Annotated in this window: 1 protein-coding gene; it reads right to left on the reverse strand. The window is 73.3% G+C overall.

From position 1 onward, the window contains the following. Positions 1–75 precede the first annotated feature (75 nt). Positions 76–18159: a hypothetical protein gene (locus tag ACZ4VA_RS07670; protein WP_468080285.1), complete on the reverse strand. Its 18084-nt coding sequence runs from the start codon at positions 18157–18159 to the stop codon at positions 76–78. Positions 18160–18267: the final 108 nt, after the last annotated feature.

An 18267-nucleotide genomic window follows, 5' to 3' on the forward strand; every position in this document is an offset into this window, starting at 1 on the left:
GTCTGACACCTCGCGGCCGGCGCGCGGGACGGGCCTCTCCGGGGTCCCGTGAGGTCCGGGATGCTCAGCCGTGCCTCACGCCCGGCCGGTCCGCTGGATGCTGTCGCCGCTGTTGCCGATCGCGACGTACGTGGCGATGCGCCGGAAGTCGTTCATCACCCCGAACATGCTCTTGTCGGACGGCAGGAGGGCGCGCAGATCGGGGGCTCTCTGCGCGAGCTGTTCCCGGAACAGTTCCTTGTAGGCGTTGTAGACCCGCGCGGTGTAGCCGGGCTCCCGCGCCGCGTTCGTCCGGTGGTCGTTGGTCAGGGCGATGGAGGCGAGGTCCATCAGGTAGCAGTCGATCAGGTCGGTGACGTCCTGTGGCTTCGCCCCCTCCTCCCCCGCGCGCGCGTCCTCGGCGAGCACCCGGGCCATGTCCAGGACGATGTCGCGGTAGATGCCGTGCCGGATGGAGTGCGGGAAAGCGGCCATGACGTGGTCCTCCTGGCCCGCGCCCTCGGTGTTCATGAACCGCGGTGTCGTGAGGCCCTCCAGCCCCGGGACCAGCAGCGGCATGCCCCGGTACAGGTCCTCCTCCTCGGGGATCTTCGTGTTCCGGGAGGCGAGGGGGTGCAGGCCGATCTCGTGGGCCAGCATGCCCATGATGTGCCCGACGTCGTACTTCTCGAAGTAGTAACTGGCGAGGTTGATCTGCACGCCGTCGTCGCCGAGGTCGCGCACGTCGGCCGGGGTCTCCGTCGTCCGCACGTGCAGGGTGATCCGGCAGGGTCGGCCGCCTATGTAGTCCCGGATCGTGTCGTGCTTGCGCAGCAGGTCGATGATGCGGATCGCCCTGTCGCGGTACCTCTCGTTCGTGTGCGCCAGGTTGGTGAACTCGAAGTTCCCCGACGAGAACGGCACGTCGGCCGGCGCGGCGGGTGCGGGCCCCGCGTCCGGGTCCTGCGGCATACGGGCCGGGACGCCCGTGACCTCGGCGCCCCGCGTGTCCGCCGTGCCGTCCGTGTCGGCCGCGCGCTGCCCGGGCAGCGAGACCGGGTCGACCCACACGGACTCCCGGGGGACCCCGTCGGTGACCGTGCGCAGCGCGTTCCAGGTCTGCTCGCCGTCCTCGCCGTTCGGCTCGGACCGCCTGGGCACGTCCCCGATCAGTGCCCCCAGCAGGGCCAGGTGGCGCCCGCGCAGACCGGCGGCGCGCAGCGAGAGGTGCTCGGGGGCCGCGTCCAGGTCGCCGAGGAGGCTCCCGGGGATATGGGGGCGGTGGGGCGCGTCGGCGTCCCGGTACTCGTCGCGCAGGCCGAGCTGGTGGGTCAGCTCGTGCACCAGTTGTACGGGCTCGGCGTCCGCCCACCAGGTGTTCTGGTCCATGGTCCGGTCCCGGCCCGTCAGGTCCACGGTCAGGTGCGGGGCCTCGGAGGGGTCGACGTGTTCGACGCTCACGTGGAGCAGGTCGCCGCCGGGCAGCCGGTGCCCCGGGGCGTTCAGGAACTCGGCGACGCCCGCGGCGAGTTGCGCGAAGGTCCGGGCCGCCTGGTCGTCCGGGCCGCGCAGTGCGACACGGACGGTGAGGTCGGTGACCGGGTCGCCGTCGTAGGTGAACCGCCTTACGTCGAAGCTCGACCGCACCACGAAGCGCGGCCGGTCGTCCCGGCGTCCGGCCGGCCGCGTCGTGCCGGACGGCAGGTCCTGTGCGACGGTGCCCGCGCTCTGCCGCGGCAGCCGGGAGCGGGTCTCCGCGGTGTCGCCGGCCGGCTGCGGCAGGGCGGCGGTCTGCATGCTGTCGCCCTGGTTGTTGAACGCGAGGCTGCTGCCGAGGCCGAGGAAGTTGCCGGTGACGTTGTACCAGCTCTTGTCCTTCGGCAGCAGTCGCCGTACGGGGCTGTCCGGCGCCAGCCGGGCCGCGAACAGCTCCTTGTACGCGTTGTAGACCTTCGCCGTGTACCGGGGTTCCCAGGCCGCGTCCTTGCGCCTGTCGTTGGTGAGCGCGATCGTGGCGAGGTCCATCAGGTAGCAGTCGATCAGGTTCGTGACGTCCTGCTCCCGTGCGCCCTCCTCGCCTTCCCGCGCCTCCTCCGCCAGGTCGTGGGCCATGTCGAGCACGATGTCGCGGTAGATCCGGTGCCGGGTGCTGCTCGGGTACGCGGCCATGATGTGGTCGGCCTGGCCAGCGCCCTCGGTGTTCATCATCCGGGGCGTCTTCAGATCCGTCAGCCCGGGAACGGTCAGCGGCATCCCCGCGAACATTCCTTCCTCGTCCGGGATGCCGGTGTCGCGGGAGGCGAGAGGGTGCAGGCCGATCTCGTGGGCCAGCATGCCCATGATGTAACCGACGTCGTACTTCTCGAAGTAGTAGCTGGCGAGGTTGATCTGCACACCGTCCTCGCCGTGGTCCGTCACGTCGGCCGGGGTCTCCGTCGTGCGTACGTGCAGGGTGATCCGGACGGGCCGGCTGCCGATGTACGCGCGGATCGTGTCGTGCTTGCGCAGCACCCCGATGATCCGGACGGCCTTGTCGCGGTATTTCTCGTCCGTGTGCTTGAGGTTGGTGAACTCGAAGTTCCCCGACGTGAAGGGGACGAGGGCCGGCTCCGGTGCCGTGCGTGCCGTGCCGGGGCCCTGCTGCACGCGCGGTGCGACGCCGGTGCCGCTCTGCGGCAGCCGGGGGCGGGCCTCGCCGGTGGTGCCCGCGGCCGGTGCCGGAGCGGCGGGGCGCTGGATGCTGTCGCCGCGGTTGTTGGTTCCGATGGCGGCGGCGAGTGCGGCGAAGTCGCCAAGGACGCCGAAGCGTCCCTTGTCGGCGGGCAGGAGGGCGCGTACGGGGCTGTCCTGGGCGAGGCGCTCGGCGAGCTGCGCCTTGTACGCGTTGTAGACCCGTGCCGTGTAGGCGGGTTCCCTGAGCGCCTGCGCGCGGTGGTCGTTGGTGACCGCGATGGAGGCGAGGTCCATCAGGTAGGTGTCGATGAGGTCGGTGACGTCCTTGGGCTTGGCGCCGTTCACGCCGACCCGCGCGTGCCGCGCGAGGACCTCGGCCATCTCCAGGACGATGTCGCGGTAGACGCCGTGCCGGATGGTGTGCGGGAACGCGGCCATCACGTGGTCCGCCTGGCCCGCGCCGTCGGTGTTCATGAAACGGGGTGTGGTCAGGCTCTCCAGTCCGGGGACGAGCAGCGGCATGCCCTGGTAGAGGTCCTCCTCCTCGGGGATCCGCTCGTTGCGGGAGGCGAGGGGGTGCAGGCCGATCTCGTGGGCCAGCATGCCCATGATGTAGCCGACGTCGTACTTCTCGAAGTAGTAACTGGCGAGGTTGATCTCGACGCCGTCGTCACCGAGGTCGCGCACGTCGGCCGGGGTCTCCGTGGTCCGCACGTGCAGGGTGATGCGGACGGTGCGGTCGCCGACGTAGTCCTTGATGGTGGCGTGCTCGTCGAGCAGCTCGATGATCCGGACGGCCTTGTCGAGGTACCGGTCCGTCTGGTTGAGGTTCGTGAACTCGAATCTGCCGAGCTTGAACGGGCGCAGGGCCGGCTCCGGGGCGGGTGCCGGGTCCGACTCCTGCGGCATGTGCGCCGGGACCTCGGTGACCGCCGGGTCGTCGGTGGTCCGGGGCAGGGAGACCGGGTCGATCCAGACGGCTTCGCGGGGCTCGGCGACGGCGGCTTCGCGTGCTGCCGCCCAACTCCGGTCCCTCTGCTCGTTGTTCGGCCTGGGCGCCGGGGTGACGTCGCCGATGAGCGCGCCGAGCAGGGCCAGGTGCCGGTCGCGCAGTCCGGCCGGGGCGAGGGACGCGTCCTCGGGCGTCGCGTCGAGGTCGCCCAGCAGGCTGCCGAGGATGTGGGGGCGGTGCGGGGAGTCGGCGTCCCGGTACTCGTCGCGCAGACCGAGCTGGTGGGTGAGTTCATGGACGAACTGCACAGGGGCGGCGTCCGTCCACCAGGTGTTCTGGTCCATCGCCCGGTCGCGGCCAGCCAGGTCGACGGTCAGGTGCGGCTTCTCGGAGGGTTCGACGTGCTCGACGGTCACGTGCAGCCGGTCGCCGTTGGGCAGGCGGTACGACGGAGCGTTGAGGAACTCGTCCACACCCGTCCTGAGCCGGTCGAAGACGTCGCCGGCCTGGCCGTCCGTGCCGCGCAGCGCGACGCGCACCGTGAGTTCGGTGACCGGCTCGCCCTCGTGGGAGAACCGCCGGGCGTCGAAGCCTGAACGCACCACGTATCGGGGCCGGTTGTCGCGCGGACCTCGCGCCGGTGAGGTGACGGGCCGCTCGGTCCGCGGCACGGAACCGGTGCCGCCCTGGGGGAGCCTCGGTCGCGCCTCGCCCGTGCCCGCCGCGTCCGCCGCGGTGGGCCGCTGGATGCTGTCGCCCCGGTTGTTCGCGGCGATGCTGGTGGCGAGCTGGGTGAAGGACCGTGCGACTCCGAACAGGGTCTTGTTCGACGGCAGCAGGTTCCGGAGCGCGGCGTCGTCCGCCAGGCGGTCGCGCAGCATCTCCTTGTAGGCGTTGTAGACCCGCGCCGTGTAGTTGGGCTCCTTGACCGCGTTCATCCGGTAGTCACTGGTGACCGCGATGGAGGCGAGGTCCATCAGGTAGGTCTCGAACAGGTCGGTGACGTCCTGGTACTTGGCCCCCGGCACACCGACCCGCGCGTGCTGCGCCAGCACCCTGGCCATGTCGATGACGATGTCGCGGTAGATGCCGTGCCGGATGGTGCGGGGGTAGGCGGCCATGATGTGGTCGGCCTGACCCGCGCTGTCGGTGTTCATGGTGCGCGGCGTGTTCAGGTCCGTCAGACCGGGCACCGTCAGGGGCATGCCCTGGTACGCCTGCTCCTGCTCGGGGATCTCCGTGTTGCGGGACGCGAGGGGGTGCAGACCGATCTCGTGGGCCAGCATGCCCATGATGTAGCCGATGTCGTACTTCTCGAAGTAGTAGCTCGCGAGGTTGATCTGCACGCCGTCGTCACCGAGGTCGCGCACGTCGGCCGGGGTCTCCGTGGTCCGCACGTGCAGGGTGATGCGGACGGTGCGGTCGCCGACGTAGTCCTTGATGGTGCCGTGCTCGTCGAGCAGTTGGATGATCCGGACAGCCTTGTCCAGATACCGCTCCGTCTGGTTCAGGTTGGTGAACTCGTAGTTCCCCAGCTTGAAGGGGCGCAGGGCCGGCTCCGGCGCGGTGACCGGACCCGCGGTGGTGTCCGCGCCCGTCGTGTCGGCGCCGGACAGCGTGCTCAGCTCGTACGCCTCCTCCTCCACGAGGCCCGGAAGGTCGCTGCCCGTGGGTGACGGGGGCAGCGGAAGGGCGACCGCGTCCTGGAGGTCCGCGTCCAGCGCGGGGGGATCCTGCGGGGCGGACTCCAGCGGGGGCGGGTCCAGGGGCTTCGACTCCGGGGCCTTCAGGTCCGGGGCCTTCAGGTCGGGGGTCTTGGGTGCCGGGGTCTTCGGCGTGGGGGCCGGGGTGCGCTGGGTCAGGGGGACGAAGTCGCCGCCCCGGCGGCGGAGACGGATGTGCGGACCGCTGTCGCCGGCCGGACCGGCGTAGGTGTGAGCGGTCCCGTTCTCCTCGACCAGGGTGACGGTGACGCCGGCCGCCGCCGCGGCCCACTCGGCCACGGCCCGGTCGGCGCCCGGTCCCCAGGGGGCCTCGGCGAGGTGCCGGCGCAGCTGTCCGTCGAGGGCGTCCTGGCTCGGTGCGGGCGCGCCGGGGCGGACCCGCGGGGGCGGGGGCGTGAAGAGCGCGTCGCGCTCGGCGCGTTCGCCGGGCAGCCCGTTCAGACGCATCAGCTGGGCGGGCGTCGCCTCGGCGCGCCGACGCAGCCGTGCCGCCTCCTGGCGATCGAGGCCGGGCTGTTCGGCCGCCCGGCGCAGGGTCGTGGAGAGCGCGCCGAAGAAGCCGTTGCCGCGGCCGGCCGGCGTGCCCTGGGTGTAGGTGGCGCCGTCGGGTGCGGTGAGGACGCCCTCGCGGTCGAGGCGGTAGCGCGGGCCGTCGCCGTCGGCGGGCGGCAGCCAGGGCGCGGTGGTGTGGCTGCGGTGCGCGGGCGGCTGCTGGGGAGCCGGGCGCGTGCCGGTACCCGAGGTACCGGTGTCCGTGGCGGCGGCAGGGGCGGGCAGCGCGGTGGCGACCGGGGCCGGGGTGCCGGACGGCAGGGCGGCGCCGAAGAAGCCGCCGGAGGCGAACAGGACCGGGTCGGCGGCCGGGTCGACGGCCGCCGGGTCCGCGCCGTGCGGGAGGAACAGCTGGTCGCGGCCCTCACCGGTGACGACGGTCAGCGGGGTGCCCAGGACCCGGGCGGCGAGGGCGGGCAGCAGATCGGCTCCGCCGTGGTCGCCCGCCCGGCGCTCGGGCGGTGTCGGATCGTCCGGACCCCGTGTGCCGGAGTCCTGGAGCGGCTCGCTCGCGAACGGGCGGGACAGGGCGGCGGTGGCGAGCGCGACCCGCTGCGCGGGCGTCGGCCAGAACGTCTGCGGGAGCCGGCCGAAGGCGTCGAACTCGGCCTGCTGCGCCGGGCTGAACCGCACTCCCGCGAGGTCGAGTTCGGCCTGGGTGAAGGTGTCCTCGGCGTCCAGGGCGAGCGCGTCCAGCAGGTCCTGGTTGCCGTCCTCGCCCAGCGCCCAGGCCAGGCGCGTACGGGCGGTGTCGACGGCCTCGGCGGTGACCGCCGGATCGGCGGGGGCATTCGCGAACCGCTCGGCGAGGTCGTGGCCGAGCAGATGGGGCAGCCGGCCCCGTGCCGCGGCGGCGGCGAGCAGCGCGTGGAAGAAGGAGGCACCGTCGTGCGGCACGTCGTGCAGTTCGCGCACCGTGGCGCCGTCCGGCGAGGTGAGGGTGCGCGGGCCGGTGCCGGTGCCGTCGGCGATCACGTAGGGCGCGGGGGCCTCGGAGCGCCATGACGGCTCGGTGTACTCCTGCGGCAGGTCCCGGACGGGTGCGTTGGCCGACCCCTGGTGGTGCGCGGTGAGGCGGGAGGCGGCGAGGTGCAGCCGGTGGTGGTCCTGTGCGGCGGCGTCGGTGTGCTGCTCCCAGCGGTGGACCTCCTGCCGTGCGGCCTGCCAGGCGACGACGGCCGGGGACCAGACGACGTCCGGCGGCAGGTCGGCCGGCGGTCCGGCGTTGTCGTCGCCGAGCGCGGCCTGCTCCGCCGGGCCGAGGTCGAGCCACGCCTCCCGGGCCCGCGCCCGGGCGTCGTAGTAGTTCTTCTCGGCCGTGGCGAGGTCGGCGGCCGCCTTGGCCTGGCTGTCCCAGGCCGCGAGGACCTCGTCGGGGAACGTGCTGTCGTCCAGGAGCCCGTAGTCGCGGGCGATGTCCTCGCGCAGCCAGACCAGCGCGGTGGTCTCGGCCTCGGCGGCGCGCGGTCCGCGCCTGGCCTTGCCGAGGGCGTGCAGCGGGCGGCTGTCGGTGATGCGGTGGTCCACCTCGGCGACGGACAGCCAGGTCACCGGCACCGCGAAGAGCATGCTCCGGTCGGTGACGACCTTGAGGTGGGTGCCGAGGGTGGTGTCCGCGGTGCCCTTGAGGACGGTGCCGTCGTTCGTGCCGCCGATCGGGACCGTGGCGCCGGGATTGGTGACGCCCGCGTTGCTGTTGCCCGCCATCGGCGCGGTGCCCACCGCGCCCTCGACGTTGTCGGTGATGCCGGCCTCCAGCGCGTCGGAGGTCTTGGCCCGCTGCATGGCCTCCATGCGCGGCTTGTTCTCCACGGCGAGCAGGCGGGCACCGCGGCGGTGCATCTTCGCGTAGAGGCGGGAGTCGGCGGTGTGGTACTGGCCGAGGAGGCGCGCGGAGGCCTGGGCGGGCAGCGGGGAGCCGTTCGCGCCGAGGGCCTCCCGGAAGCCGGCGGTCAGCCCGCCCTGCGCGGTGGCCTCCAGCTGCGCCTGGGCGGGGGCGGTGCCGAGGCCGGTGAGCGGGGTCTGGCGTGCCATGCGCACGCGGGCGTCGAGGACCTTGCCGGTGTGCCGCCGGCCGAGGTCGCTGTCGCCCAGGCCGTCGGCGCGGGCGGTGGCGAGGGTGAGGGCGTCCCGCACGTTGGCGGCGCCCCGGATGTCCACGGCGAGGATGCCGGAGCCGATCCGGTCGTCGAAGGGGAGGATCTCCGGGTCCGCGCCGCCGGTGCCGTCCCCGGCGGAGGTGCGCCATGCGCCGATGTTCTCCGGGCGCGCCTGATCAGCCGTCAGCATCCTTACGGCGCGCTCGGGTTCGGGCACGTCCTGTTCGGAGAGCGTGCCGTCGGCGCCCTCGCCGTCCGGGGTGAGCAGGTTCGCCGGGAGGATCTCGTTGAGGCTGCCGACCGGGGTGCGCACGCCGGGGTCGAGCGGGTCGCCGGTCGCGTCGGTCATGGTGACGGTCAGGACGTAGCTGGTGACGATCTCGGCGTGGGCCTGGGTGGTGGCGATGTTCGGCATCGAGGTGGTGCCGGCCGTCTGGGTCCTGGTGCTCGACCGCTGCTTGGCCGCGATGCCCTGGAGCGAGGGGTTGGCCACGAGGATGCCGCTCTCCGCCGCGCGCTGGCCGGCGCTGAGCGTCACGTCCGCGCCGCGGTCCTGGGAGGTGCCGGCGGAGTCGTCGCGGGCGATCGTCCGGTAGTCCTCCAGCTCGTAGCCGGTGCGCAGCCGGTCCACCGTGGTGGTGACGGGGGTCAGCTTGAAGTGGAGCTGTCCGGGGCTGCCGCCGACGGGCAGGTGGTGCGGGCGGGACCAGGCGCGGTAGCGGACCGGCAGGTTCATCCCGTCGGTCGTCAGCTCGTGCAGGTGGCCGCGGAGGAAGTCCGGGGACAGGCGCTGGAGGACCTGCTCCCGGTCGTGGGAGGGTACGCCGATCCGCTCCAGCTGCCCCAGCAGGGTCTGAGCCGCGGGACCGGCGTCCAGCCGGCCGCTGGGGTGGCTGGGGAAGCGGCGGTCGCGCAGGTAGGGGGGCACCCGGTAGCCGCGGCCGAGGTTGTGCGGGGTCGTGGCGCCCAGGCCGTCGGGGGCGAGTCCGGCCTCGATGGCGTCCTGCATCGGCAGGTGGAACATCACCGCGTCGCGGATGCGCTGCAGCGCGGCGGCGGCCCGGCGCGGGGCGAGGCTGTCGCCGAGCCGCCCGGAGAGCCGTCCGGCCGCGGAGCTGATCCGGGCCCCGGCGCGGGTGCCCACGCTGCCCATCGCGGCGGTCCAGCGGTCCCGTACCGCGACGGTCTCGACGGCGTCGGCGACCACCAGGTACATGCGCCCGGCGTACGTGAGGGTGGTGTTGCGTCCCCGGGTGAGGGTCTGCGAGACGCCGCGGCCCTTGCCCCAGGCGTACTGCAGGGCGGTCGAGTAGGAGCCGACCACCGCGGCCTGGCCCGGGGCCTGCTGGAGCGGCATGTCGGCGCCCTGGAGGCCGACGGTGGTGCGCGAGACGGTGCTCGTGCTGCCCGCGACGCGGTGCTCGTTGCCGATGGTGGCCTCCAGGCTGGCCGGCTTGGGGTCGCTCATGACCCGGAAGTCGCGCAGTTCGCCGCGGACGGCCGCCTTGAGGTAGTGCGTACGGAACGGCCCGGCGCCGTTGAGTCCGGCCACGCGGGAGCCGAACGGGCCGAGGTACTGGCCGAGTTGGCCGGCCACGCTGAGGTTGGCCATCGCCCGGCGCAGGGCACTGCGCACCGGGGCGCCGGGGGCGCTGACGTGCCAGGAGGTGCCGGACGCGCGGTCGGCGGTGTCCTGCATCAGCTGCTGGCGCTGCGGGCCGCCCTCGGCGCTGAGCACCACGTGCGGGACGCTCAGCAGTCTCCTGGTGAGCCGCTCGTCGGCTGAGTCCGTTCCGGGCAACGGGTGGGTGCCGTCGAGGAGTTGGTCGGCCTCGGTGGCGGTCAGCTGCCGCGGTGCCGGCATGGCCGGCGTGGCCGTGGGCGGCGGGTCCGCGGGGGCGTAGCGCTCGGAGCCGTGGGCGGCGGGCACGGCCAGCTCCACCCGCCCGACGGTCTCGCTGCCGCGGCTGAACAGGGGGCGTTCCTCGACCTTGCTGACGAAGACGCCTGCGCCGAGCAGGCCGACCGAGACGAGCCGGGCCCAGCCGCGTGGGCGGCGGTGGCCCTCGAAGGTGGCGCCCAGCTCCACCTGGTAGCTGTAGAGGTCGGCGCCGGTCTGGAAGGTCAGCTGGTCGTGGGCGACCGCGACCGTGTTCCTGGTGGCCTTCTGGTCGGTCTTCGCGTGGCGGACGCCGACGGTCACGTTGCCGGCCTGACGCGGCAGCCCGACGTCGGGCACCTTGTCGTGGTCGCGCGGCGAGACGCCGACCTCGACACCTCCGGAGAGGGTGAGGGACGCCTGCTGGCCCTGGCCGGAGATCTCGGTGCCGATCACGGCGTTGCGCAGGGAGCGTTCACTCATGGTGGTCTCGAACCGCCGGTCGGTCAGGCGCGCCCGGAGGATGAGCGTGTGGTGGCCGCGGCGGACCTTGCCGTCCTCGGTCAGGGTGACCGGGACGCCGGTGGTGGTCAGGTCGTCCAGGCTCTGCGCGAGGCTGGGCCGGTTCAGCGCCTCGCGCACCTGCCGGTCGTTGTGCAGCGCGGTCCTCATCCGTCCGTCGCCGTACCAGAACTTGGCCAGGCGGGGATGCCGCAGCATGAACGGCGGCACGAACAGCGACGGGTACGACTGGTGCAGGGTGTCCAGCACGGTGTCCGCGAAGGCCCGCATCGGATCCTGCGGCGCGGGCTGCGGATTCTGCGCCTGCGGCGGGACTTGCTGGGTCTGGGACTGGGACTGGGTCTGGGACTGGGTCTGCACCGGGGGCCGGGGCTGCGGCTGTGACGGCGGTTCCGCAGGCCGCTGCCCCTCGGCGGGCGGCGGCAGTTGGGTCTGCGGGCGGAGGGGACGGAAGCCCTCGGCGCGGACCTGGCCGCTCAGGTGGACCGGGTCCTCACGGGTGAGGTACCACGGCACCGGCGGCTCCGCGTCCGGGTGGGGTCCGGTTCGGCCGGGCGTGCGGCTGTCCCAGCCCGCGAGGCGGCGGGCGTCCTGAATGGAGATCCAGTCCAGGCTCACCACCCGGACCGGACGGGCGGCCGACGCCGGTTCGCCGGGCTTGCGCACCATCAGCGTGCGCTCCACCCGGTACAGCGCGATGGGGTGGTTGCGCACACGGCCGGTCGTCTTCCGTGCCGCGTCGACGCCGAGGTAGTGGCCGCGTCCGGCACTGAGATCCGCGCGCACCAGCGGGCCGCCCTGGAGGCGCACATCGGTGTCGGGGCCGACCAGGGTGTAGTTCGGCCCGGCGGTGACCTGGAGGCCGAGGCGGGTGTCACGGACGTGGCCGCGCTCGTTCTGGTACGTGGTCTGGGTGAGGTCGCGCAGCTCGGCCTTGACCGACTCGGTGACCAGGGTGGCCCGGTGAGGCACCGACCGCTGCACGATCAGGTGTCCCAGCGGGTGCTGTCCGCTGCCCCGCGTCAGCTCCGGTCCGGTCACCGGCCCGGAGAACCGGCCGAACAGCGCGAGCAGCCGTCCCGGACGCACGTACGAGATCAGGGTGCGGTGCGCCGAACTGCCGGGCCGGGCACCGGAGATGGCGAGTGCCATGTCCTCGGGCGGGTCCAGCAGATGCAGCCCGGTGATGTCGGTGATCCGCGGCTCGACCCCGTCCGGGAACGTGAGCGTCCTGGGGGCCCTGCGCGGTCCCTTGTAGGGCACGGTCAGGTCGTCGGGCAGCCGCCAGCTGAGTCCGTCGCGCATCGCGAACTCCGCGGTGTGCACCTGGGTGCGCCGCCAGTCGGGCTTCGGCAGGGCGCCGCCGTCCTGGGCGGTGCCACCGGGGCCCGGCGGGGTGACCGTACGCCCGGAGCGCGGTGCCTCGGTGACGCGGTCCACCCGCACCCGGTAGTAGACGTCGTCCAGGTGCAGGTGCGAGCCCTCGTGGGCCCGCCACTCGGACTGGTTGTACGCCTGGGTGCCCTGGGCGTAGTCGGTCCTGCGGGTCCAGCCGAGCGAAACCCCGATCTTCAGCAGCCAGTTGAGCGGCGGGCCCATGCTCAGCCCGCCGGCGATCCGGCGTCCGAAGCCGACGCTTCGCCCGCCGCCGGTACCGGCCTGGCCGCGTCGCATGGTGTCCAGCCGGACGGTGCCGCCGTTGACGTCCGAGAAGCGCTCCCAGCGGTGGTACGGGATGGCCTCGACCGTCATCTCGTGGCCGACGCCGGACTTCTCCCGGCCCACGAAGCGCGCGCCGCGCGGAGCGGTGAACGCCGCCGGCTGCTCGGTCAGCAGGCGCAGCAGCTCCGCCTCGTCGAACTGGGCGCGCAGCTTCTTCGGCAGCTTGCCGAGGATCTCCTCGGCCACCTGCTCGGGTGAGCGCAGGGTGGTCTTGCCGGGTCCGGTGAAGAGTCCGGTGGAGCGGCCGCGCGGGGTGCCGCCGGCCGGGTTGCCCGGGGTGCCGTCCCCGGGGTCGGCGTCGGGGTCGATCAGGAGGGCGGGCAGCCGGCTGCCGTCCTCGAAGGTGACGGTGCTCGGAACCGGGCCGGGCGGCCGCGCGTCCTGGCCGGTCAGCAGGCGTGCCGGGCGGTGCCGGTCCAGCTGTGTCTCCAGCGGCACGGGGTCGCCGCGGTCTGGAGCCTCGGTGGCGGGGGTGTCGAGGTCGGTGATCCCGCCCATGCTGCGGAGCCACTCCCCGAGAGGGCCGGAGACCTCCGGGTCCTCCGCGTCCTGGGTGGTGACCGGGTCGGGGTCCGGGGTGGTCTCCGGGTCCGGTACGGGGGTGAGCGGGGCGGAGGCCGGGACCAGGGCGTCGTAGTGGTCGGTGCCGTTGTAGGACAGGTGCAGGGTGCCGGTCCCGCCGCCCGGGTAAAGGGTGTTGACGAAGGTGTTCCCCGGCGATCGCGGGTCCGGCTGGACGAGCCGCAGGTCGAGATCGAGGGCATGCGCCAGCGCCTCCGGCAGGAGGTCGGCGAACGGTGAGGACCAGAGCGCGGGCAGCTCGGCCGCCGCCGCGACGAGTCCTCTGGCGCCGAGCCGCCGCGCGGCGGCGGGAGTGGGCGCCACGGCGGCGAGCTGCGGGTAGTCGCTCTCCGCGAGGATCCGCTGCCACTCGTCGGTATCGGCGCCCGTGACGACGTCGTGCGCGATCCGGTTCCAGTGCTCCGTGAGCCGGTTCCGCTCGGCCTCGTCCCGCACGCCGCCGAGGGCCCGCATCCGCAGGTCGTCGACCACGGCGAACACCGGGTCCGGGATCGCCTGGCTCACCGTGTCGCCCAGTTCGGACCCGGTGATCCGGTCGCGCAGCAGGCCGCGCAGCCCGGCGACGTTCCGCGCCGCCCAGGCCGGCGGGACGTCCTGGCCGCGCGCGCTGTCGAGCAGCGACCGGAAGAGGCAGTTCCCGCCGCCCGGGGTCTCCAGTCGCCGGAAAGCCAGACCGTCGGCGTGCACGGTGTCCGCCGTGGGGGGCGCGGCCTTGCTGAGGAGGGTCATGTCCTCGGCGAGGCTCTCCGAACGGCTCGGCGCGGGCGCCAGGTCGGGCCTGCGGCGGGCGAGTTCGGCGGTGTCCTCGGCGCTGAGCCCGAGTTCGGACAGCGGCAGCGGGGTGCTGGAGAGCGACCAGGTGATCTGCGCGGAGGGCGCGTAGGTGAGACCGCGCACGTCCTCCGGCAGGACCAGGGTGTCCGGCGGGAGGGCGGGCGGAGGCGGGGGCAGCAGGGCGTCGAGGGTGGTGTCTGGCCCCGCGGTCCGGCGCAGTCCGGCCGCGGCGCGCAGGAACTCGGTGTACTGCTCGACAGAGGGCTCGGTGGTCGTGTCACCGGTGGTGCCGCCCGTCACCCGTCCCCGGTCCACGACCATCCGGCGCAGCAGGTCCGGGGTCATCCGGCCGTCGCCGTAGCGGGCCGCGGTGTCCGGGCTGAGCCAGCGCAGGCCGTCCACGTAGGCGAGACCGGCCAGCAACTCCCGGTTCTTGGGGCGCTGTTCGGCGTCGATGCCGAGCGCGTCGCGCAGGGTGCGGATCTGCTGGAGGGTACGCGCGAGGGCGAAGGCGTCGGCCGGCTCCGGGCCCGCGTGCAGGCCCGCGTCGCGTGCCAGTGCGTCCAGGTCGGCGCCGGCGGGCTCGGGGGTGAAGAGCTTCCAGCCTCCCGGCCCGTCCGGGCCCTCGCTGAGCACCGCTCGGACGTTGCCGTCCCGGTCCCGGGCCGTGCCGACCTCGGTGGTCGGGGCGTACACCTGCCGCCCGGTCCGGTTCGCGACGTGCTGGGCCACCGGCAGCCCCGCCACTTCCGGCTGCCGTCCGGTCTCGCAGGAGAACAGCACCAACGGGCGGTCCCGGTCGCCGTCCTGGGCCCAGGAGTTGAGCACCTCGCCGAGCTGCACACCGCTGACCTTCACGGTGGGTCGCGCGGCGTCCTCGGTGCCGAGGGTGACCGTACGGGAGGTGCCGTGCCCCGCGAAGTAGTCGGCGCCGCGCTCGGTGCCGGAGCCGGGCAGCGGGGCCGGCGGACCGGTGAACACCGTGCGCCGGACCGGCGGCTCCGACGGGGCCGACGGGGCCGACGGGGAGGGTCCGGCGGACGTGGTGCGCACGCCGCGGAACGTGTCCTGACCGAGCAGCGCGCGCCGTCCGGCCTCGTGCGCCGTGCCGTCCTCGGCGGCGCTCTGCGAGATGGTCAACGTCTGCACGGCACGCCCCGGTTGGGGCTTGACGCTCGCTTCGGGCACCAGACGCCGCAGCTGAGTGAGAGGCACCGTGTGCCCGTCCAGGGTGGTGACGGACGGCTCACCGGAGGGCCGTGCGGGACCGTTCGCGTTGCCTGAGACCGGGCCGCTGTCCACGGCCCGCACGATGATCCGCCCGGTGCGCGGGAGTACCACGGGGGGCGTCGCCGGTGCCTCCGGGGCGTCGTCCGGACCGGTGGGGGGTGGCGGAGGCGGGGTCCCGCCGTCGCCCCGCCCCCGGCCGCCGTCCGGGCCGACGCCGGAGGTCTGCCCACCGTGCGCGTCACCGTCGCCCGACTCCAGGTGCAGGTCGGTGGCCGTATCGGTCCAGGGGCGGGACAGAGTGGCGAGCTTGGAGGTGGCGGGCGCACCCAGGTCGGGGAGGACCGTGTCGGAGCCGACCGGCCCGGGGACGATCGTGTCGGAGGTGACCGGACCGGGTTCGGTTTCACCGAAGTCGGCCGTATCGACGGTGGACGTATCCGCGGGACGGGGACCGGCTCCGTCGTCGTCCGCGGTTGAGGCGTCCGAGACCAGCTTCGGGCGCGTGACCGGGGCGGTGACCGGGCCACTGTCGGTCTTGACGCCGCCCTGCGTGAGGGGGGTCGCGGTCCCGGGGAGTGCAGGGCCGCTGTCGGTCCTGACGGCGCCCTGCGTGACGGGACCGCCAGTCGTGGCGGGGCCGGGACCGAGGGCGTCGGCAAGCGGCAGCAGCACGTCCGCGCCGGGGAACGCGGCGTCCGAGGTGTCGGAGGTCCCGTCCGGCGACACGGCCGACGGGGGCCCCGTGAGCGGACGGACCCGGACCGGAGCGTCAGGGCCCTCGCGGGTCAGCTCCACGGCGGCGCGCACCGGACGCCCCGCCCCGTCCGACGTGACCGCCGGTCCGAGGACGACTGCCCGGTCGACTCCGGCCCCGTCGAGCAGTTCGGCCGCTTCCGGCGTCCCCTCCCCCGGCGGCGGCACCTGAGAGACCACGATCGTCAAGGGCCGGGCCGAGGTGGACGACAGATCCGTGACAGCGGAGGGCGGCCCGGCCTTCACATCGCCCGGGAGACGGGAGTCCCGTACGTCACCCGCTTCGTGTACGTCACCGGCCTCGCCCACGCCGCCCGTATCGGCGTACGAACCGGAGGTGCTCAGCTTCGGCGGCGGACCGGCGTCGATGTCCGTAAGCGGGGCGGGGCCACTCTCCTCGCGGACAGAAGTGCCGTTGTGGCCAGCCGAGTTGATGTCCTGCGACGAGGACGTCGTGATCGTCGAGGACGAGTCGGCGTCCGGAGCCGGAGAGACGTCCGTGGAGCCGGCGGTCTCGGGAGAGTTGACGGACTGCGGCGACGGCGAGGTGGCACCGTCGTCGGCCGAGCCCTGGGGTCGGTCGTCGGTCGTGGTCGTCGGGCCGTCGCGGTCCGGCGCGTTCGACATGTCGTCGGAGCTGCTCCGCGAGCCGTCCGCCGAGGCCGTCGTGTCGGGGCTGCGCGTGCCCTGGGGTTGTGCGCCCGAGGGATTCTGGCCGCCCGCCCCGGTGGGGACACCACTCGGTCGCGCACCGGAACCCGTACCTGTACCTGTACCTGTACCTGTGCCCGTCCCTGAACTCACGCTCGTTGCAGCTGAGTTGGCAGAGCCGCCGGAGGTGACCGGACCACCGCCCCCCTGACCCGTAACCTCCTGGGAGCCGCCCAGGGAGTCCACGACGGAGCCGTCCCCGGACGCGCTCGTCGTGATGGGCGAGTCCACCGTGACCGGTGTGCCGAATGCGTCGAGGGCGCGGCGGACCGCGTCGGTGTCGATCTCCGCGGCGGGGCCGTTCCCGGCCGGCACCACCCGGACCTCGGGTACCTGGGACAGGTTGCCGTGCAGGCTGTCACGGACGCCGATCTCGGTGCTGCCGGGCTGGTGGGAGCCACGCAGGGCGGCGAGGTCGCGCAGGGCCTGCTCGCGGACCTCCGCGGTGCCGTTGTGGATCTGCTGCCACAGCTCGTTCTCGGCGGTGGTCACGGGCAGCGGGCCCGGTGTGTACGTCGGCGGGTCGACGCTGGTGTACGGCGGCAGGTCCCCGGTGGTGGAGTAGGGCGGAGGCGAGTCGCTGCCGGTGAAGTGCCCAGTGCCTGTGCCCTGTCGGGGGGAGGGCGAGGGTGAGGGCGACGGACGTGCGGAACCGCTGCCGCCCGAGGAACCCGAGGTGTCCGCGCCCGAGGCGCCGTCGGTGCGGTCGGAGTCGCCGTGGGACCGCGCGGAGTCGGAGTCGCGCGTGCCGGAGCCGGTGTCGCCGCCGGAGACCGTGGGCGGGTTGCGCAACTTGTCGATGACGTGGCGCAGTTCGGCACCGCTGTTCAGGGCGGTGTCACTCAGCGTGGCCTCGACCTGGCTGCTGAGGCCCGCGCCGACGAAGGTGGACCAGTTGGTCGACCAGTCTCCGTCGAAGGCGCCCTTGATGAGGATCTCCGCGAGCGCCTCCCCGGAGCCGGCGGCCAGGAAGTCGGCGGTGCCCTTCAGCCCGTAGTGCCCGGCCACCGCGCCCGGCCGGTCGGCGTTGTTGCGCAGGATCTGGTTGTTCCGCCACAGGTTGGTGTTGTTCCGGAAGGACAGCGGGTCGTTCCTGAAGGTGACCGGCGTGTGGCCGCCGTTGGGGCCGTTCCCGTACGGGCTGGGGTCCGGGCGGTCCTTCGGGGTGTTGTCGTGCGGGGTCGGGGTGGGGTCCGGGTTCGGCTTGGGGTTCGGGCCGTTGTTCTTGAATTCGAGGTTCGGGGGGTTCTTGAGGTTGGGGTTCTTCTTGAAGTCGAGGTCGGGGCCGTTCTTCAGGAAGTTGTTGTCGTAGCTCCTCACGATCTTCTTCGCGAGATCGTCGAAGATGCTGGTGAGGAAGCCCGCGGCGGCACCGAACGCGGCCGACTTGAGGATGTCGTTCCAGTCGAAGCCGTCGGGGCGGCGGCCGTTCGGGGCGAAGTTCATCATCGCCAGCCGCACGGCGAAGGTGGTGAACGCCTCGGCGAAGGCCTCGGTCAGCGAGGGCGCGAGGTGCAGCCGCTGGAGCAGATGGCTGAGCGTGGTGAGGATCATGAACCGGCTGCGCAGCTTGGCCATCATGATCTGGCTGGCCGAGGCGCCGCCGGTGAAGAACGACATCGCGAGGTAGATGGCGATCTCGATGAGCAGCCGGATGACCTCGGCGATGACCTGCCACTTGGACTCCATGATGTCCATGGAGGTCTTGCGCCGGCCCTCGGCGATCTTGTCGAGCTGCTCGGCGAAGTCGCGCAGGTAGTTCTTGCCGCCGTCGTCGATGAGCATGCCCATCGCCTTGCCGTACGACTTGGCGAGGTCGTCGGGCATTACCTCGGCGATGTCGTGGATGGACTTCTCGATCAGGGACGACATCCTGTCGAGCTTGCGGCCCAGACCGGAGTAGGGCCGGCGGCTCTCGTAGGCCAGGTCCTCGTCCGCGTCGATGAGCCTCTCCCCGGTGAGGATGAAGATCATCGCGTTGACCTCGGGCGATGCCATCATGCTCATCGGGCGCCGCCCCGAAGGGAATCAGGGCGGCACGGCGTGGCCGCGCCCGGCGTCGTCATCCTCATCGCCCGCCGCCCCGAAGGGAGTTCGGGCAGCACGGCGTGGCCG

It is taken from the genome of Streptomyces sp. NPDC028308, from assembly GCF_055565855.1.